Consider the following 19,682-nt stretch of genomic DNA (forward strand, 5'->3'; position numbering starts at 1 on the left):
TCGCTACATACCGCGATCTCGCTTGCAACAATTGACGGCACGATCCTCGAAGGTTGGAGGCGCCATGTCGTCGAATTCACGTGGCTGGTTGTTCGCCGTTGTGTTCATCCTGCTGACACTTTCCGGAGCGGCAGGATGTTCTCGTGACAAAGAACCCTCGATCCCGACACCCGATCAGACGCCGAGTTCGATCGGTCTGAGCGCCCCCGACATCGACGGCACTGCGGCCGAATACCTGACACTCCCAATGACTTTGACCAACAACAGCGAGTCCACGTGCGCGCTCCCCGACATCACGGACGGCTCGGTCCACATCCTTTCGCTCGAGCGGGACGGCACACGAATCACCCCGACCTTCGACTACGCCTTCTACGGTGACTCGTTCGATGAGATCCTGCGCGCGTCGCTACGCACCGTTGCGCCCGGGGACAACCTCCCCGTGGAGCTTTCCGTCGTCCCGACTGGACGGCCCGACGAATCGGCACTCAGCGTCAACACCCCGATGCCGACGGGAGACGCTATCGCGGCGCGTTATCTATTGCACGGCGACGGTGACTATGCAGTTGCCCTTCAGTACACAAGCCCTACTGTGCGAGGCGCTGACCCACCCACGTGTGTCGGATCGAGTTCTGTTGTCATTGCGCACATTCGCATCGGCGGCGAGAGCGGGGGTGTCGGCTGGCTCCCGGTTGGTGTGGGAATCGCACTCGGCGCTGTCGTCCTCGCGGTTGTCTTTGTCGCCGTGGATATTTCGAAGTGGATCCCCCGGCGCACACTCAGGTTCGTCGGCACAGTCGCTGCCACCGTCGCTGTTATCGCTGGTGTGGGGGTTCGCTCCGCCGTCGCAGACGTGGAAATCGCCGCGCCCGTGTCCCAGTTCGACAAGTTTCAACAGGAGTACACGAAATGCGTCGACCATTTCCGCACGCCGGGAAACGATCCCGCATCCGTTCTCGAAGCAATCGAACGCGACGGTGTCCTGGTTTTGGTCAAGAAGTCGAAAGTCAATAACGCGACGAACCATCCAGGCATCGACATCCAAGTGGATTGGAACCCTGATCAGACAGCACCTCTGTCCGGCGGTATTCCGTCGGAAAAATGCGCTGAGCTGTACCACGAACTTGTCCACGCCAGCGACTATGCCCGTGGTTCCGGTGGCGAATCGTTCTGCGGCGACACCGGGGTTCGCATCCTGGAGGTGCGCGGCACCCGGGCCGAAAACGATTACCGCGCAGCCCAAAAGCCGCCGCTTCCGCTGCGGCAAACGCACGGCGAGAAAGACGCTGCGGGCAATTTTATCCCCCTACCGACCCTCGCCGACTGCGACAACGACATGCAGAAGAAGGCGCGCGAGGCAGGCAAATGCAAAGGAGTCCCGCCCGGTGGGTGCAGCGACAACGATGCCAATCCGCTGCCCGGTGAAGATACCGGCGCTGGCGGCTCCGGCAATTCGAGCGGGCCCGGCGGAACACCTTCCGGTGGTGGTGGAGCACCTGGTGGTGGCGGACCTCCTGGTGGCGGTGCACCTCCTGGTGGCGGCGCATCTCCCCCCGGCGCAGGTGCGCCTCCTGGTGGATCCGGCGGAGCGCCAGGCGATTCCGGCGACAGCTCGAGCGACAGTGCCGGCGGACCTGGCCTACCCAACAGTGACGGCGACCGAACGCCGCCGAGCGACAGCAACAGCGTCAACGACAGCGCAGGCGGGCCGGGCCGACCGTCCGGTGGTGCATTCGGTGAACCCCATCTTCTGACCTTCGACGGCTACGGGTACGACTTCCAAGCCGCCGGCGAGTTCGTGCTGTCGAAGACGGACGCGGTCGAGGTGCAGGTGCGGTTCTCGCCGCGCTACGCATCGACGACGGTGTCGGTTGCAACGGCCGTCGCGGTGCGGTTCGGAGCCGAGACAATCGAATTCGCGTTGGACAACAAGAATGGCATCGCAGTCCGTCGCAACGGCGAACCGACAACGTGGCAGAACGGTACCGCCGACCTGACCGACGGCGCGACGGTGCAACGCGGACGGTTGATGTACAGCCCCCCGTATGCCATGGATGGCTACACCGTCCGTGCGCCGGGAAAATTTGCGCTATGGGTCGACACGTACGGACCGTCCTTGTCGGTATACGTCGGACTTGCTGCAGAACAACAAGACTCGGTCGGATTGCTCGGCACACGCGACGGCACGAAGGGCAACGACCTGGTTGCGAGCGACGGGTCGTCGATCGAGTCTCCAGCAGGCGGAGCACCGGAATTCGACGCCGTCTACGGCGACTACGCCGACAGTTGGCGGATCACCGACGACACCTCACTGTTCACCTACGCAGACGGTCAGAACACGAAGACGTTCACCGACAAAGACTTTCCCGAGCATCCGGCCGTGTTGACCGATTACACGGAGGACCGGAGAGCCAATGCGAAGGCGGTGTGCACAGGCCTCGGCATTCGGGATCGGTTTGCGAACGAAGCCTGCGCCCTGGATCTGTTGGTCACGGGCCAACCCGCGATCGCGCTGGCCGCCACCGAGACAGAAGCTGTCATCGTCAACGCTGGGCAAGCGAGCGGCACGTCGGTCGCTGAAGGGACACTGTCGGTCGACAAGCCCGGCGCCGAAGCAATATTGACGTTCGACGGCAAGGTAGGCCAGAAGATCTTCGTCGATGCCTCGTCTGATCTGCCCGAGCAATGTGGTGTGCTGAAACTGAGGGATCCCGGCGGTACCCAGATCAACAGCGGCTGCATCATTGCCGGCAAAGGCTCGATCGATGTCACCGAATTGCCTGTCGCAGGCCAGTATTCGATCGTTGTCAGCCCTGCCGCCGGCGCGACTGGGAAGACGCAGATCAAGGTCATCACGGCCCTCGACCAGAATGCGCAATTCTCGATAGACGGAGCAGCAGCGACGGCATCCGTCAGCCGAGCCGGTGCGATCGCAGAAGTTGCCTTCGACGCACGTGCCGGGCAAAAGGTTTTCGTAGATGTACCGAACTCCGATCTGGCGGATCAGTGTGGCGTCATCAGCCTGCGTGGCCCCGACGGCAACGCTCTAGCTAGTGGTTGCATCATTTCGGGAACAGGATTCATCGACGCGACGCGCCTGCCCACCGACGGCCGCTACAGCGTCGTCGTCGATCCGGAGGACGCTCGAACAGGTTCCGCCACAATCGAAGTCACAAGCGCGATCGACTCGACATCGCCGATCTCTGTCGATGGCAATTCAGCGACCGTAAAGATCGGCCAACCCGGCGCCGTCGCCACACTGACCTTCGACGGGAAGCCCGGGCAGAAGGTGTTCATCGACGTTCCGCAGTCGAATCTCGCCGACCAGTGCGGCGTTGCATCTCTGCGGGGTCCGGACGGAAACTCGCTGAGCAACGGCTGCATCATCGGTGGGAATGGATTCATCGACGGCACAACACTTCCGGCCGGCGGACGCTACACGATCGTCATCGACCCGGAGGTCCGCAATGTTGGCAACGCGGCGGTGAAGCTGACCAGCGCCACCGACCAGAATGCACCGTTGTCCATCGGTAGCGAGGCGACATCGAGGATCGGTCAAGCAGGTGCGGTGTCGACCTTCACATTCACCGGCTCGGCAGGTCAGCGCGTCGCTGTCGAAGCGAAAAACTCCGATCTACCGGATCAATGCGAGGTTCTGATTCTCCGCGGACCGGACGGCAGCCGCCTCGCGGGCGGATGCATCATCAACGGAGAAGGCGCAATCGACACGACAGCCTTGCCAACGTCCGGGCCATACACACTGGTCATCGATCCGACGCGGGATGGCCTCGGGACAAGCACAATTCGGCTCGTCGGTCGGTAGCTACACCGTCGCGACGCCCTTGATACCGCCGAAGAATGCCTCCGATTCGATCAGGCCTTCGTCACTGGGTGCTTCGTGCGATCCGAAGACACGCTCTTCCTGTTTGCGGCGCAGGTCCATGTGCGCTTCCGCCGGAATGTCGTAGCCGTACAGCTTCTGCGCCTCGCGTGGCGTCATCGTCACCTCCGACACCGCGGGTATCCCCAACACTGCCGGCATCATGATCGGCGCAGTCCCAGGAACCAGCCACGACCAGACCGCATCGTAGAGATGCATGTTGCTGTTCACAGCTGTCATCAGCGCACGCATCGCGGTCTGAACAACCTTGTCTTCGACAGCCGACTGCTGGATGCCGAACATTTGGCGCATGTATTGCGGGTACGTCGAAATCGTTGCCGACGCAACGAATCGACCGATCAGGCTCATGATCGGTCCGGTGATATCGGGCAGGTCCTGCGGCATAGCCAGCTCGGGGTGCAAGATCATTCGGGTCATCGACTGGGCGAGCGCGGATGCTGCCAAACGGGGTCGCCAGGATTCGAAGAACTCGATCACAGCTTCGCGGCTGCGCGGAACATCGTCGGGGTTGATCGTCTGGCATTCCGCAGCGATGGCGCACTCCGCCCAATACTGCGTCTCTTCCTCCTCGGTCAGCTTGCCTGGACCGAAAATCTCGTAGCAGTAGAGGATCGAATGCCACGCAGTCATGTGAATCCACAGCTGCGATTCGGGCGAGTTGGAGTCGTATCGGCTGCCCGTAACAGGGTCTATACCGATACCCTTCGAGTGAACCTTGACGAGGATGTCGGAGGCCTTTGTCGCGCTGGCCGTTTCACCGACAGCCACCAGAGCGAAGTACCGCATCGTCCGTTCATAGCGGGTGCGGGTACGCGCTCGGACACCGCCCGACGCTTCGACGGACGCATTCAGGTTCGGGTCGAGCTGCTCGATCGTCACAGCCCGCATAAAACCCATCAGGGCCGAACTGGGGTAGGTCCACACTTTCCAGGTCATCGACCCGGGACCGAAGAAGCCGTAGTCCGCGGCTGGTTCGTACTTCTTCTTGATCAGGTCGAGGCGAACATCGCCGACCTTGCCGAGCTTGTCGATCGCGGTGAAGACGGTGTTGATGTCAAGAAGAGCAGCCATGGGACGACTCCTAGGAGTGTACAAAAGGACGGCTTTGTCCTCTATTGGAGCGTACGCACCTGTCGCCGAAACGAGGGCTGAATTCGGTCAGCGAGAGCCGGGCGAATCCCGCCGCTCATCGAAGTACGCAGCGAGGTTGGCCAGCGAGGACTCCATGCCTTCCTTGTGATCTTCCGCCGAAATACCGACCGGCACATCGTCTGCGCGCATATCGACGCATGTACCGTCGGCAACCGTCGAGACCGACCACGTCATTGTCATAGTCCCGTCGAACGACGGATCGTCCGACGCGAAGTCGACAGCCGAAACGACACGATCGTCGGGTGAAATCTCGATGAAGCGCCCCTCGACGACGTCGGAGTCTTCGTCGGTCTTTCCGCCACCGTCAGGAACTGCGTCGTAGGTCAGGATCATCCGGTACGTGCCACCGGGCCGGGGCTCGAAATGTTCGAATCGGCCTGTCATGCCTTGGGGCGGAAGCCATTCGACGAGTGCGGTCGGGTCGACCAGCGCCGCGTACACGCGAGAGAGTGGAGCATCGACTACGCGTGACGCTTCGTCGGTTCGTCCCATTCCGCCACTCTATTGCGCATGGCAAAGGGCCGACGCCAATCGGCGCCGACCCTTCACGATCCTCTCGGGTGTTCTAGTGCACGCTCGCGGCCGCACCTTCCTGCTTGGGCGGAAGCAGCAACGACAGCGCGACGACGATCACGCCGAGCACAGCGCCGGCAATGAACGCCCATTGCAGGCCGCCGACGAATGCTGCATCGGCCTCCGAGCCACGTTCGACGAGAGCACTCGACCGATTCTCGAGAATGACGATCAGGGCCGCGGTGCCGACCGCTCCCGCGACCTGCTGCAACGTACCGAGTAGCGAACTGCCGTGCGAGTAGAGCTCCGGTGTCAGATCGCCGAGACCGAGTGTGAAGACCGGCGTGAAGATCGCCGCCAGACTCACCATCAGAATCACGTGGACAACCAGGATCAGCGCGTACGGAGTATCCGCTTGGATCCGGCTCAGCGCACCGAGTGCAGCAACCATGACGATCGCACCCGGAATAACCAGGACGCGTGCGCCTTTCAGGTCGTAGATCCGGCCGACACGCGGACCGAGCAGTCCCATCGCGATACCACCCGGCATAACAAGCAAACCGGTCTGCACAGCGGACAGACCGCGGATGTCCTGCAGATACAGCGGGAGCAGGATCATCGAACCGAGGAATGCCATAAATGCGATCGACATCAGGACCAGCGTGACGGCGTAGTTCCGGTGCTTCAACGTCCGCAGATCGAGCAACGGACTCCCCGACGACTGCAACCGCAGCTGGTACGCGACGAACGCTGCGACGAAAACCACGCCGATGCCGATGATCACGCCGAGCTGGCCGCCGCTGCGCGCACCGATCTCACTGAGTCCGTACACGAGCGCAGAGAACCCGATACCTGCCAACGCGACACTCGTCCAGGACACCGGACCGACCTTCGTCTCACCGACATTCTTCAGGTGACGCAATCCGAACACCGTCACTCCGGCCGCAACGGGCAGCACGAAGGCGAAGATCAGACGCCACGACCCGAGCTGCAGGATCAGGCCCGAAATTGCGGGACCGAGTGCCGGTGCGACCGAGATAGCGAGCGTCACTTGGCCCATGACCCGACCGCGATCTTTTTCGGCAACAACCTGCATCAAGGTCGTCATCAGCAGCGGCATCATCACCGCGGTGCCTGCGGCTTGAATACCGCGCGCCGCGAGCAGCACCTCGAACGTCGGAGCCAACCCGGCGATTGCGGTACCTGTTCCGAACACCACCATCGCGACCGTGAACGCGGTGCGAGTCGTGACGCGCTGCAGAAACCAGCCGGTGATCGGGATGACGGCTGCCATGGTCAGCATAAATATCGACGACAACCACTGTGCGGTACGAGCGGTGACCTCGAAGTCGACCATCAGGCTCGGCATCGCGTTGATCATGATCGTCTCGTTGAGAATCACCACGAACGTCGCCGCGACGAGCAGCTTGATGATCAGCGGCGTCTTTCCGGTGGTCTTCTCGGCGGATTCTTCGAAATCGGCTGGATCGACTACATCGGTGGCGACAGTCATAGGACCCCCTCGGATCGGTGTTCGGTGCAGCCCTTGTGACCACCCGCTTATAGATACGTCGAACGCGGTGTAGACGATTCGACACGAGACGGGCAAAAATATCGAACGAATTTTGCCGGGGCCGAGGGATAACGCCGAGCTGGGTGAGCAGCCTCACAGAATCAGGGGGCGATCTCCCCGCCGAACGTCAGTCCGTACTTCTCCAGAAGTGGACCGGTTTGGGCCATGTCGACGTCGCACTGCGCGGCGGCCGCGAGCCTGTCGAGTTCCTCGTCTGTTACGCCGAGGTCGATCTTGCGGAAGAAGTCTTCGAGACCACCTGGCGTAATCAGTTCGAGGACACGGGTGGGTTTATCGCTCGGGTTCCAGAAGGTGTGCCACTCACCGCGTGGCTCGAGGATCAAGTCGCCAGGTTCGGCAAACACCTCGACTCCGTCGAAGATCGCTCCGAGCTTGCCTTCTGACGCATTCGAGACAACGAAACACGCACTCAGGAAGGTAAGCCGATTCGCGGCGGGCATGCGCGGGGTTCGATCCGCTGAGCTGGCGCACTCGTAGAGTCGGCGCAATGGACAACGACCGCGTCGGACGCAGCTACTCCGCCATCGCCGACACCTACATCCGCCTGTTCGGTGAGATCGGCGCAACCGATCCCGACGACCTCGAGTTCATCGAACGACACCTCGGCACGTGCGCCGGGGTCGTGTTGGACGCCGGCTGCGGTCCAGGCCATCTCACCGGATTTCTGGCCGACCTCGGTCGCGATGTTCGGGGTATCGACCTGGTACCCGAGTTCATCGACAATGCCCGATCGAATCGGCCGGATGTCACGTTCGACGTCTGCTCGATGCTCGATCTGGATGTACCCGACCGATCGCTCGGGGGAATTCTCGCGTGGTACTCGCTGATCCACTGCGCCCCGGACGAATTGGCGACGCCCCTGAACCACTTTCGAAAGCTGCTGTCGGACAGCGGGACTCTTGTCGTCGGCTTCTTTCACGGCGACGCAGTCGAGCCTTTCGCGCACAAGGTGACTACCGCCTACCGCTGGCCGATCGACGAGATGTCCAAGGCTCTGGCTGCTGCGGGCTTCGACGAGATCGAACGAGTCCAGCGACCAGGCACCGATCCTGCTCGCACGCACGCCGCTCTCGCCGCGCGGGCGAACTAGGCGTCGCAGCCGCAAAGCCCGGAGCGAATGTGACAGTGGTACCGCTATTCGGGTCGAATGTCGCATTGGCTCCACGCTTTTGAGCATTTCTCGACTACAAGCCCCGCTTCAGCCCGACGTGGGCGGAACGATAGCCGAGCCTGGTGTAGAAGGCGCGCGCCCGTTCGCGGGCTTCGTCGGTAGTCACCTGCGCAAGCTGCGCCCCACGCGCACGCCCGTAGTCGTGTGCCCATTCGAGGATCGCGGTGCCGAGCCCTTTGGAACGTTCGGCCTCCGCAACTCGTAAACCCTCGACTTGTAGCCGGATGGAACCACCTCGGGAAAGCCCAGGAATGACGGTCAGTTGCATTGTGGCAACGATGCGATCGGAACCATCGCGGACAACCCCGAGATAGTTGGAGTTGTCGCGAGCAACCACGTCGTAGGCCGCCTCGTACCGTTCGAGCTCGACGCACTCGCGGTCGCGTCCGAACTGATCGTCGGACAGCAGCGCGGCGATTGCTTCGACGTCGTCGCGACTCGCACGCTCCAGCCTGAAGGTCCTGCCCGCGACCCGCAACAGTCCTCGAACAGAGGACCGCGCACTCGTCTGCAGGCGGTCGACCAACAGATCGAGCCATGCACCGACGTTGACTCGAGCTTCGGCGGTGTCCGGATAGCGACAGCGCAGATGCAGACCGGACTCGTCGAGGATGAACCACAGCATGACGCCGTCGGTGTGGATCATCGCGCTCACGTACTGCGCGTCGAGTCCGACGGAGTCGATTCGCACCGGCAGTCGCCGTAGGTCCAACCACGAAATCGCGAACATACCCGGAGCGACGGGCATGCCGCCCCATGGCGCGAGCACGTCTGCCAACGGCCATGAGCCAAGCTGCACAGCCTGTTTCACCGCAGCCGCAGCCGCGCGCGGCTCGGCGACCGCGGACTCGAGTACCGAGTTGGTGATGAACCAGCCAACCGAGTCGTGCCAGTTGTCGTCGTAGCGGCTATGCACAGGAAAGACTGCTCGCAGCGGGGTTCCCGCCAACTCGCGGGTCACCGCGGTCATCGCGACAACGGCGAGCGCAAGCGTCGAGACACCGTCTTCACGGGCCTGCGCGGCAAATGCCGCACCGTCGTCGAGATCGAAAACGTCGCGGACTTCGACACGCTCGCGCTGCGGCTCGGGTGCGCCGAGCGACAGCGGGAATCGTGGCATGACGCCGCCGCTGTCATCGATGATCTGCGCCCAGCGGTGCCGAACGTGATCCGGCGCTGCAGACCGATCCAGCAGTAGTTGGGTGTGTTCGACAAAGGCCGGCGCACGCCCCGGCAAGGACGAGGCGCCTGATCCTCCAGCAGAGAGCAACGACAGCAGGTCGCGCGCGATCACCAACATGGACCACATGTCGACGTGGGCATGGTCGGCCCCGATCAAGATGGTCAGCCCGGCGGCGGTCTCCAACACGCACAATCGGTGTGAGGGCTGTTGGTACGGCGCGCACGCGGCATCGAGAACCTCTCGCACGGCGTCGTTGACGGCCTGACCCGGCAAGATCTGATGCTCGACCCAGGCGCCGGGAAGAATGTCGAGGTCGCGTAGCTCCGGCTTACCATCGGCGCCCGGCACAAATGCCGTTCGCAGCGTGCCATGACGGGCAATGACGGCCAGCCAGGCGTCGGCGATCGACTCGCGGCGAATCGGTTTCGGCAACCGAAACGACAATGCCATCCATGAGCCGGCACGCTCGCCGGCCCCCACATGAGCCCGCTGGTCGAAGGACACCGGAAGACGCTGGTCGAGGGCAGACGCAGTGACGTCGTAGCCCCACAGCCGTCCGAACGGCAGGCGCAGGTGCGTGACGTTGGTCAGCCGCATGGCAGTACCCTATCGCTCCGGTTAACCTCGATCAGCGCGGCCATTAGAGGAGACGCGGCCGGTCACGAAACAAGGAGCCTGATGCCAACTTTCGAGGTTCCCGGAGCCGAGCTCGCGGTCACTCTGAGCGACGAAGGTGGACACCCGGTTGTCCAACTGCATGGCCTCACCTCGAGCCGCGCACGCGATCGGGTGCTCAACCTCGATCTCGGTCGAGGGCTCAGCGGGACTCGACTACTGCGGTACGACGCACGCGGCCACGGCCGGTCGACAGGACGGAAGGTCCCCGAGGACTACCGATGGCCGAACCTCGCCGACGACCTCCTTCGGCTGCTGGATCGCTGGTTTCCAGGCGAACAGGTGCACGGAGTAGGTCCGTCGATGGGAACGGCGACCCTCTTGCACGCCGCTGCCCGTGAGCCGGACCGTTTCGCTGGGTTGACCCTGATGGTGCCTGCAACGGCGTGGGAAACCCGACCTGCGCAAGCTGCGAACTACCGCGTGGCCGCCGCGCTCATCGAGACCGAAGGTGTCGATGCGTTTCTCACCGCCGCACGCGCAATAGCGGCCCCGCCTGCCACGATCGGCGCGCCCGAAACCGTGCCCGACGTCCCCGACGCCCTGCTGCCGTCGTTGCTACGAGGCGCGGCACTGAGCGATCTACCTGCTCCTGACGACGTAGCGCGAATCGACGTTCCGACGACGATCCTGGCGTGGGTAGACGATCCTGGCCACCCGTTGTCGACGGCGGAAGCCCTTGCGGCACTGCTGCCTCAGGCAACTCTGACGATCGCGCACACACCGGCAGACGTCGATACCTGGCCAACCATCTTGCGCGAAGACGTCGCCCGCCGCGGCTGATCTGCCGTCAGCGCGGCAGATCCGCAGGGCCGATCGGCGCATGGGGATCTATCCGCGAATTGGGCGGCTCCGGCGCCGAAAACGCGATGCAGTCCAGCGGCCGGAGCGACTCCCAATACGAGCCGGACCTCGGCAGCGCACCGCTCAGCAGTTGCGTGCCGTGCCGCACGAGCCCATCGGGGCCCAAGATGCCCGAGAAGTTCCAGATGTTGTCCGGCTTGTTGTTCCACTTGATCCTGAAATCGATGACGTGCCGGTTGATTTCGCCATCTGTGATGGTTCCGTTCACAATGCCGCCGTCGTCGAATTTGACGCGTGCCGGCCCGCCAGGCACCAGCCCGGTCGAGGTGAAGGTGACCGTCCATCGATGGTCGATCCCGTCGCCTCTGGCGATGAACTCACCGTCGAACGCGTATTGGGTGCAATTGGCGCTGGGAGGCGCCGCCAGCGCGGACGGGGCGACAGTGAGCGTCGAGACTGCGGCTACAACAGCCACGGACAGCCGGACTTGCATCGACAGGTTCATCGCGGCACGTCTCCTGGACCGATCGGAGCATTGGGATCCACCCTCTTGCTTCCCAACTCCGGCGCAGTCGATGCGGTGCATTGCAGAGGACGCTCGGAATACCAGAGGGCCTCGTAGCCACCCTCCGCCTGCCGCCTCTGGTCACCACGAGTGACGAGGCCGTCGTCGCCGACGAAGCCGAGAAAGCGCCAATAGTTGTTGGGTTTGTCCTTCCACTTGATCGTGAATTCGATTTGTCGTCCGCTGATCGCTCCCCCGCTCACGGTCCCGTCGACGAAGCCGCCGTCGCTGAATCGCACCCGAGCGGGACCGCTCGGGAACTGCCCGGTCGAACTGAACGTCACTTCCCAGTCGATCGGGCCCGACGGATAGCCGCGAGCCCGAAACTCCCCATTGAAGGCGTATTGGGTGCAGTAGGAGCTCGGTGGCGCGGCCTGCGCGGGTTGGGCGACAACGAGCATCGACAACGGGGCAAGCACAGTCGCCGCAATGGAAATCCACGCTCTGACAGACCTACGAGACATTTCGGTCCCCTTCGCATCCTGAACTCGCCGATGTCTAGAGGATGCGGCAGCGTTTCAGGAGAAAACAGTGGTCAGAGGGGTGGCATCAGCCCACCCTCACGAATGTCGCGGTCGAACGCGGCTACGGTGGAGGGATGCCAGGTCGAGCAGCAACTGCGAACGTTGTCGAACTTTCCGATCTACTCGAATTCATCCGCCCACGTCACCGGATGGTGCTCACAACCTTCCGATCGGACGGAACATTGCAGAGTTCACCGGTCACAGGCGGCGTCGACGGCGAGGGTCGTATTGTCGTCGCGACTTATCCGCAACGAGCGAAATCCGTCAACATCCGCAGAACCAACAGCGCGAGTGTGGTCGTATTGTCCGACGACTTCGACGGGCCATACGTTCAGGTCGACGGGAGCGCCCAGGTCCTCGACCTGCCGGATGCGATGGAGCCGCTCGTCGAGTACTTCACGGTCATCGCGGGCGAGCATTCCAACTGGAACGAATATCGGCAGGCAATGACCGACCAGGGTAAATGCCTGCTCCGCATCACACCGCAGCGTTGGGGTCCAGTCGCAACAGGCGGTTTCCCAACTCGCTAGCACGCAACACTGGCTCGAATGGAATGCCTACGCGCCTGTGCTGGTTGACGAGATTCATGACAACCATTGGATTTATCGGGGCAGGAAACATCGGCGGCACAGTCGCACGACTCGCCGTGAAGGCGGGCTATGACGTGGTGGTCAGCAACAGTCGAGGGCCCGAAACACTAGCAAGTCTCGTAGCCGAACTCGGTGCGCGCGCACGCGCCGCAACTCCTGCCGGCGCCGCGAGCGGCGCGGACATCGTCGTTGTCACCATTCCGCTCAGGAACATCGATCAACTGCCGGTCGAGGACCTCGCAGGCAAAACGATTATCGACACGAACAACTACTACCCCGCTCGCGACGGACAGATTCCGCGACTCGACTCCGGCGAAGCCACTGTTTCCGAGCTCCTGCAAGAGTTGCTTCCATCCGCGCGAGTCGTCAAGGGATTCAACAACATCTACTTCGGTCACCTCGCAACCCTCGGCCGCCCGAACGCCGCCGCCGACCGATCGGCACTTCCGATCGCGGGAAACTCCGATGACGCGAAGACCGAGGTGACCGCGTTCCTGGACGCCATCGGCTACGACGCCGTCGACGCCGGACCCCTGGCAGAGGGCTGGCGCTACGAGGTCGACCGGCCAGCCTACGGTCTGCAGTACGCCGCGGAACCACAAGCGTTCCAAGGTGTCCCGGGTTTCTCGCTCGAAGCCGCGCGATCGGCCGGTGTCGACGAGGTAGCCGCGCTCGTGGCACAGGCTACTCGCTGACGTCGTCGAGGCATCAGACGTTGAAGCGGAACTCCACCACGTCGCCGTCGGACATGACGTAGTCCTTGCCCTCCATGCGAACCTTGCCCGCCGCCTTGGCCTTTGCCATGGACCCGGCTTCGATGAGGTCGTCGTACGCCACGATTTCGGCCTTGATGAAGCCGCGTTCGAAATCGGTGTGGATGACCCCCGCTGCCTTTGGTGCGGTGTCGCCCTGGTGAATCGTCCACGCGCGGGCCTCTTTCGGGCCTGCGGTGAGGTAGGTCTGCAGTCCGAGCGTGTGGAAACCGGCACGCGCAAGTCCGTGCAGACCGGGCTCGAGTTGGCCGATCGATTCGAGCAACTCGGCTGCTGACTCGGCGTCGAGTTCGAGCAGTTCCTGCTCGACCTTGGCGTCGAGGAACACCGAATCTGCCGGTTCCACAGACGCTTTCAGCTCTGCGACACGAGCGGCGTCGGTGAGGACCGACTCGTCTGCGTTGAACACGTACAGGAACGGCTTGGTGGTCAGCAGCGAAAGTTCGCGCAGCAGTTCACCATCCAGCTTGTCTCGAGCCGAGAACAGCGTCTTGCCTTCGTCGAGCACGGCCTGCGCAGCGTTCGCGGCATCGAGGACAGGCTTGCGATCCTTCTTGACCCGCGCCTCTTTCTCCAGGCGCGGGATCGCCTTCTCGAGGGTCTGGATGTCGGCGATGATCAACTCGGTCTCGATCACCTCGATGTCGGCGGCCGGGTCGACGCGACCGTCGACGTGGATCACGTCGTCGTCGGCGAAGACGCGGACCACCTGGCAGATCGCGTCGGCCTCACGAATGTTCGCGAGGAACTTGTTGCCGAGCCCGGCACCCTCCGATGCGCCCTTCACGATGCCAGCGATGTCGACGAACGACACGACAGCCGGCACGAGGCGCTCCGAATTGAACACCTCGGCCAGCTTGTTCAGCCGCGGATCAGGCAGCGGCACAACACCGACGTTGGGCTCGATCGTGGCGAACGGATAGTTCGCCGCAAGCACGTCGTTATTGGTCAGGGCGTTGAAAAGAGTGGACTTGCCGACGTTTGGCAGTCCGACGATTCCGAGGGTAAGGCTCACGGTGTAGAGAGTCTACGGGCCGCAAGGGGTCGGCTTCGACGACGGATCACGCGTACGCCTCCTCCAACTCGCTGAGGGAGGTTTCGAGGTGGGTCAGGATGTGCTGGAGATGCGGGATGGATTTACGGTCTCCGATGACGCCGAAGTCGAGCGTTCCTGCCGTGTTGGTGAGCGTGATGTTGAGCGCCTGACCTTCGGTCACCACCGACACCGGGTACAGACCGTCCAGGCGCGCACCGTTCCAGTAGACCGTCTCGCGAGGGCCCGGCACATTGGAAATGATGACGTTGAACGACTGTCGCATCAGCGACAGTGCGCCCGGAATGCGCGAAGCCAACAGTGGCGACGCCGCCGTTCCTGACCACGCCAAACCGGCGAGGGAGCCGACGTCGACGAACATGTCCTTGCCACTGGCCATCGATTTGTGCACGACGGCAAGCCGCTCGACCGGATCCGCTTCGTCGGTACCGAGGTTGCAGATGATCATTCCAACGGCGTTGCCCGCTGCGTCGATGTTCTCGGGAGAGCGCGTCGAGATCGGCACCATCGCTTTGAGCGAATCGTCGGGCAGTCCGTCGTGTTCGAGGAGGTACGCACGCAGCGCGCCCGCACACATCGCAACAACGACGTCGTTGACGCTGACGCCTGCGGCTTTGCGGACCTTGTTGATGCGATCGATGTCCCACGATTGGGCGGCGAACCGACGAGCGCCGCCGATGGGGACGTTGAACATCGTCTTCGGCGCTTGGAACGGACCTTGCAGACCGCCCTCGCTGAACGAGCGCCTGGCCATCTTGACGGTGTCGGGAACGAGGCCGGCGATTTCGGACACAACTTGCCCGCCCGTCTTGACGAGCGCTCCCAAGCTGCGGTCGGGCGGTGGCTTGCGAGGACGCTTGCGCTGCGATTCCGGCAACCGCTGCCACGGGGCGACGCAATCTCTGGCGTCGGGGTCGGTCGTCAGCCTGTTTTCGAGCAACCGCAGTGCGCTCACGCCGTCGACGAGCGCGTGGTGCACCTTGGTGTAGACGGCGACGCGACCGTCCGCGAGACCCTCGATGATGTGCACCTCCCACAGCGGGCGGTGTCGGTCGAGAAGGGTTCCATGCCAACGGGATACGACGGCAAGCAGTTCTCGGATGCGGCCGGGCGACGGCATCGCGACGCGGCGGACGTGATACTCCCAGTCGATCTCTTCGTCCTGCACCCAACCGAACGAGCCGACGCTGCCGAACGGCGTCGCGAGTCGCTTCAAGAAGGTGGGGTGGACGTCGTTACTGGCGATCATCTGCTCGTACATCTGGTACGCGTAGTCCGGACCGGCGTCGGCCGGCGGTTCCAGCAGCATCAACGAGCCGACATGCATGGGATGCTCGCGCGACTCGGCGAGCAGAAACGCCGCGTCCAATGGCTGAATAATTTCCATATTGCGGACCTCCGCGGTGCCATCGGCCATTCCGATCTGGATGCCCTCGCCGATCGTAGCGCCGACGCGACCGTGCGGCACTGTTCTCTCGCATGAGGCCGAGTGGTCTGCAAGAGTTGATCGGGTGGCCGGCAAAAGCGACGAAACGCGAGCAGGTGTACCGCTCACCAATCTGGACCAGCCGTTGTTCGACGCAGCGGACGCGACCAAACGTGATCTGGTCGACTACCTCGAGGCGGTAGCCGACCGAATGATCGTCGGACTTCGGGACCGCCCGCTCTCGGTGATCAGGGTCCGCCCGGGCCAGGAACCGTTTATGCAGAAGAACGTGCCGAAGTACACCCCGGAGTGGGTCGAGACGACGAAGGTCTGGGCGGAAGCCTCCAAACGCGAAGTGTCCTACGCACTGTGCAACGACGTCCGCACCCTCGTGTGGTTCGCCAATCAACGCGCCGTCGAATATCACCCGACCCTCACGCTGACGCAGCGGCCGGACCGCGTCACCCATCTCGTTCTCGACCTCGACCCGCCCGCTGGTTCGAGTGAGTTCACCTTGGCGGTCCGCGCGGCGCAGTTGGTGCGTCAGGCGTTGACCGACGCAGGCCTGTCGGGTGCGGTGAAGACGAGTGGGGCAAAAGGGGTCCACGTGATCGTCCCCATCGATGCGACGTCGACGATCGAAGAGGCGGCCGCGGCGACCCGCGCAATTGCGGCGCGAGCGGAACGACTCGACCCGGATCTCGCGACGACCGCCTACGTCAAAGACGATCGGCACGGAAAGGTCTTCGTCGACTCGACGCGCGCTGGAGGTGCGACTGTTGCCGCGGTCTACAGTCCGCGGATCCGGCCGGGAACGCCCGTCTCGTATCCGGTCGGCTGGGACGATCTCGACAGCGTCGCGCCTAGCGACTTCACGATTCGGAATGCGATCGAGCGACTCGGTGACGGCGATCCGTGGGCCGACCAACTCCCTGCGCCGCAGTCGCTTCCAGCCGAATTGATCGAGGAGGGGCACACGATTCCGGTTGCGCGGGTCCTTGCGATGCACGAGGGAAAACGCCGGGCGCGGGCCCGCAAAGAGTGAGGGCGCTCCGCGCCTCGTGAGTCTTTTCGGAGGTTCCGCCCGCCGAAAGTGCGCACGAGCGGCGGAGCCGCCAAAATCTTTCCGGCAACATCGGTGTGAAACGGGTCACTTTCGGAAACACTGTGACGATGACGGTCAAAGATGTTCCGCGTGGTGGCGACGGTAGTGGTACAGGTCGAGCTGATCCGAACATCGAGTACCTGAAGACCGATCCCGATCTGCCACCCGTCGGGGTGATCGACCGATCACCGATCACGCCCGCGAAGAAGGCATTGTTCGCCGGCATCGCTTTGGTTGGCGCGGTTGCGTGGGCGATGATCGCCATCGTTCGCGGCGAGAACATCAGCGCGGTCTGGTTCGTCCTCGCGGCTGCATGTACGTATGTGGTCGCCTACCGGTTCTACGCACGGCTCATCGAGTACCGGATCGTCAAGCCTCGTGACGACAACGCGACGCCCGCGGAGATTCTCGAAAACGGCACCGACTACATCCCGATGGATCGGCGCGTGCTGTTCGGACATCACTTCGCTGCGATCGCCGGAGCGGGACCACTGGTCGGGCCCGTGCTCGCCGCGCAGATGGGTTACCTGCCCGGCACGATCTGGATCATCATCGGCGTCGTCGTCGCAGGCGCGGTGCAGGACTACCTGGTGCTGTGGGCCTCGACTCGGCGACGTGGTCGCAGCCTCGGGCAGATGGCTCGCGAGGAACTCGGCGTGGTCGGTGGCACCGCCGCACTGATCGCCGTGCTCGTCATCATGACGATCCTGCTTGCCGTGCTTGCGCTGGTCGTTGTCAACGCGCTGGCCGAAAGTCCATGGGGTGTCTTCTCGATCGCGATGACAATTCCGATCGCGTTGTTCATGGGGGTCTACCTGCGCTTCATCCGACCTGGCAAAGTGTCCGAGGTTTCGCTGATCGGCTTCGTACTACTGCTGTTCGCCATCGTCTCCGGCGGCTGGGTCGCTGAAACCGGCTGGGGCACAGACTGGTTCACGCTCTCCAAGGTGACGATCGCCTGGCTGTTGATCGGCTACGGGTTCGCCGCGTCGGTCCTACCGGTCTGGCTACTGCTCGCTCCTCGCGACTACCTGTCGACGTTTATGAAAATCGGCACCATCGGGCTCCTGGCAATCGGCATCCTGATTTCCAGGCCGAACATCCAGATGCCCGCCGTGTCCGAATTCGCCACTGCAGGCGACGGACCCGCGTTCGCCGGATCGTTGTTCCCGTTCCTGTTCATCACTATCGCCTGCGGTGCACTGTCCGGATTCCACGCACTGATCTCGTCGGGTACTACGCCGAAACTGCTGCAAAAGGAGTCCCACGCACGAGTCATCGGCTACGGCGGCATGCTCACCGAGTCGTTTGTCGCGATCATGGCTCTCGTGACGGCGGCGATACTCGATCCGCACCTCTACTTCGCGATGAATGCACCCGCGACCCTGACCGGCGCGACGCCCGACGACGCCGCCGCGTACGTCAACAGCCTTCCGATCGGCGGCACACCGACGTCGGGCGCCGAACTGGCGGCTGCCGCAGAGGCGGTCGGCGAGGAGAAGATCATTTCGAGGACCGGTGGCGCTCCGACCCTTGCGGTCGGCATGTCCGAAGTGCTGCACGGCTTTCTGGGCGGTGAAAGCCTCAAAGCGTTCTGGTATCACTTCGCGATCATGTTCGAGGCGCTGTTCATCCTCACCACCGTCGATGCGGGTACTCGCGTCGCACGCTTCATGCTGTCGGATTCGCTCGGCAACTTCGGTGGTCCGGTAGCGCGATTCAAGGATCCGTCCTGGCGAATCGGCGCGTGGATCTGCTCGTTGATCGTCGTCGCTGCGTGGGGCTCGATCCTGCTGATGGGCGTGACGGATCCGCTCGGTGGCATCAACACCTTGTTCCCGCTGTTCGGAATCGCCAACCAGTTGTTGGCCGCGATCGCGCTCACGGTTGTTCTGGTGATCGTGGTCAAGCGAGGGCTGCTGAAGTGGGCGTGGATCCCCGGAATCCCGCTCGCCTTCGACCTGATCGTGACGATGACGGCATCGTGGCAGAAGATCTTCTCCGGCGACCGAGCGGTCGGCTACTGGACGCAACGCTCCCTGTTCGTGGAGGCGAAGGAAGCGGGACTGACGTCGTTCGGCTCTGCGAAGACGCCCGAAGCGATGGACGCGGTGATTCGAAACTCGTTCATCCAAGGCACGTTGTCCATTGTGTTCGCCGTCCTCGTTCTCATCGTCGTCGGCGCCGGTGCTGCCGTGTGTATCAGGTCCATCCGGGCAGGCGGACTGCCGACCACAGAGTCGCCAGAGGTTCCGTCGAAGATCTTCGCGCCGAGCGGGTTCATTCCGAGCCCCGCAGAGCGTGAGGTCCAGGCCGAGTGGGACGTGCTTGTCAAGGAAGGCAAGGTCAGGGCACCTGGCGCAGCGCATGACAGGGGCGGGCACTGATGCGGGCGGTCCTTCGCTCTGTGATGTGGTGGATCACGTCGGTGATGGGCGACCACGACTACGCCCGCTACGTCGAGTATCTGCGGACGCATGATCCGGACGCGGACGTCCCGACCGAACGCGAGTTCTGGCGGGCACGGTACCGAGCGCAGGACACAAATCCGGGCGCTCGTTGCTGCTGAGGGCGCTCCGCGCCTCGTGAGTCCTTTTGGTGGTTCCGCCCTCCGAAAAGACGCACGAGCGGCGTAGCCGCATTGGTGTCCGATTT

General features: G+C 63.2%; 17 protein-coding genes. 8 read left to right on the forward strand and 9 right to left on the reverse strand.

Features of this window, described 5'->3' with window-relative positions; genetic code table 11:
- Positions 1-64: 64 nt before the first annotated feature.
- A complete protein-coding gene (locus JGU71_RS30290; RefSeq protein WP_199708368.1) occupies positions 65-3,820 on the forward strand; it encodes a VWD domain-containing protein in 3,756 nt (1,251 codons plus the stop codon).
- Here the strand turns inward: JGU71_RS30290 and JGU71_RS27665 are convergent, their stop codons facing one another.
- The 4 genes from JGU71_RS27665 to JGU71_RS27680 form a co-directional block, all read right to left on the reverse strand.
- Positions 3,821-4,969: an oxygenase MpaB family protein gene (locus JGU71_RS27665; protein ID WP_199708369.1), complete on the reverse strand. Its 1,149-nt coding sequence runs from the start codon at positions 4,967-4,969 to the stop codon at positions 3,821-3,823.
- 87 nt (positions 4,970-5,056) lie between these two features.
- The gene (locus JGU71_RS27670) at positions 5,057-5,542 is read right to left on the reverse strand and encodes an SRPBCC family protein (RefSeq protein ID WP_199708370.1); all 486 of its coding nucleotides are present in this window, start codon (positions 5,540-5,542) and stop codon (positions 5,057-5,059) included.
- A gap of 73 nt (positions 5,543-5,615) precedes the next feature.
- On the reverse strand, positions 5,616-7,076 hold the full coding sequence (locus JGU71_RS27675; RefSeq protein ID WP_199708371.1) for an MDR family MFS transporter: 1,461 nt from the start codon (positions 7,074-7,076) through the stop codon (positions 5,616-5,618).
- Positions 7,077-7,237: 161 nt separating this feature from the next.
- Positions 7,238-7,597, reverse strand: a complete 360-nt coding sequence (locus JGU71_RS27680) for a cupin domain-containing protein (RefSeq protein WP_199708372.1) — start codon at positions 7,595-7,597, stop codon at positions 7,238-7,240.
- A 47-nt stretch (positions 7,598-7,644) separates the two neighbouring features.
- Between JGU71_RS27680 and JGU71_RS27685 the strand changes: the two genes are divergently transcribed.
- Entirely contained in the window at positions 7,645-8,247 is a 603-nt protein-coding gene (locus tag JGU71_RS27685) for a class I SAM-dependent DNA methyltransferase (protein ID WP_199708373.1), read from the forward strand.
- Positions 8,248-8,341: 94 nt separating this feature from the next.
- Here JGU71_RS27685 and JGU71_RS27690 read toward each other — a convergent pair whose 3' ends face one another.
- The gene (locus JGU71_RS27690) at positions 8,342-10,108 is read right to left on the reverse strand and encodes a GNAT family N-acetyltransferase (RefSeq protein WP_199708374.1); all 1,767 of its coding nucleotides are present in this window, start codon (positions 10,106-10,108) and stop codon (positions 8,342-8,344) included.
- A gap of 81 nt (positions 10,109-10,189) precedes the next feature.
- Between JGU71_RS27690 and JGU71_RS27695 the strand changes: the two genes are divergently transcribed.
- The gene (locus JGU71_RS27695; protein ID WP_199708376.1) at positions 10,190-10,969 is read left to right on the forward strand and encodes an alpha/beta fold hydrolase; all 780 of its coding nucleotides are present in this window, start codon (positions 10,190-10,192) and stop codon (positions 10,967-10,969) included.
- Between the two features lie 7 nt (positions 10,970-10,976).
- Here the strand turns inward: JGU71_RS27695 and JGU71_RS27700 are convergent, their stop codons facing one another.
- Together JGU71_RS27700 and JGU71_RS27705 are read right to left on the reverse strand one after the other, a co-directional pair.
- Positions 10,977-11,495, reverse strand: a complete 519-nt coding sequence (locus tag JGU71_RS27700) for a hypothetical protein (protein ID WP_199708377.1) — start codon at positions 11,493-11,495, stop codon at positions 10,977-10,979.
- Complete coding sequence (locus tag JGU71_RS27705; RefSeq protein WP_199708378.1) at positions 11,492-12,019, reverse strand: hypothetical protein; 528 nt, start codon at positions 12,017-12,019, stop codon at positions 11,492-11,494. The genes JGU71_RS27700 and JGU71_RS27705 overlap by 4 nt, the downstream gene beginning before the upstream one ends.
- A 134-nt stretch (positions 12,020-12,153) precedes the next feature.
- Here JGU71_RS27705 and JGU71_RS27710 point away from each other — a divergent pair, with 134 nt between their 5' ends.
- Together JGU71_RS27710 and JGU71_RS27715 are read left to right on the forward strand one after the other, a co-directional pair.
- Positions 12,154-12,609 carry a PPOX class F420-dependent oxidoreductase gene (locus JGU71_RS27710; protein ID WP_199708379.1) on the forward strand — a complete coding sequence of 152 codons (456 nt, stop codon included), beginning with the start codon at positions 12,154-12,156 and terminating at the stop codon, positions 12,607-12,609.
- A gap of 56 nt (positions 12,610-12,665) precedes the next feature.
- Positions 12,666-13,364, forward strand: coding sequence for an NADPH-dependent F420 reductase (locus JGU71_RS27715; protein ID WP_199708380.1), 699 nt, complete (start codon positions 12,666-12,668; stop codon positions 13,362-13,364).
- A gap of 13 nt (positions 13,365-13,377) precedes the next feature.
- Here JGU71_RS27715 and ychF read toward each other — a convergent pair whose 3' ends face one another.
- Positions 13,378-14,457: a redox-regulated ATPase YchF gene (gene ychF, locus JGU71_RS27720; RefSeq protein ID WP_199708381.1), complete on the reverse strand. Its 1,080-nt coding sequence runs from the start codon at positions 14,455-14,457 to the stop codon at positions 13,378-13,380.
- A 46-nt stretch (positions 14,458-14,503) separates the two neighbouring features.
- Complete coding sequence (locus tag JGU71_RS27725) at positions 14,504-15,883, reverse strand: WS/DGAT/MGAT family O-acyltransferase (RefSeq protein WP_199708451.1); 1,380 nt, start codon at positions 15,881-15,883, stop codon at positions 14,504-14,506.
- 124 nt (positions 15,884-16,007) lie between these two features.
- Here JGU71_RS27725 and ligD point away from each other — a divergent pair, with 124 nt between their 5' ends.
- The 3 genes from ligD (at position 16,008) to JGU71_RS27740 (ending at position 19,596) form a co-directional block, all read left to right on the forward strand.
- Positions 16,008-16,967, forward strand: coding sequence for a non-homologous end-joining DNA ligase (gene ligD, locus JGU71_RS27730; RefSeq protein ID WP_307829941.1), 960 nt, complete (start codon positions 16,008-16,010; stop codon positions 16,965-16,967).
- Between the two features lie 128 nt (positions 16,968-17,095).
- On the forward strand, positions 17,096-19,414 hold the full coding sequence (locus tag JGU71_RS27735; RefSeq protein ID WP_199708383.1) for a carbon starvation CstA family protein: 2,319 nt from the start codon (positions 17,096-17,098) through the stop codon (positions 19,412-19,414).
- A complete protein-coding gene (locus JGU71_RS27740) occupies positions 19,414-19,596 on the forward strand; it encodes a YbdD/YjiX family protein (RefSeq protein WP_199708384.1) in 183 nt (60 codons plus the stop codon). The genes JGU71_RS27735 and JGU71_RS27740 overlap by 1 nt, the downstream gene beginning before the upstream one ends.
- The last annotated feature ends 86 nt before the right edge of the window (positions 19,597-19,682 follow it).

Source organism: Antrihabitans stalagmiti, assembly GCF_016482825.1.
Classification (GTDB): Bacteria; Actinomycetota; Actinomycetes; order Mycobacteriales; family Mycobacteriaceae; genus Antrihabitans; species Antrihabitans stalagmiti.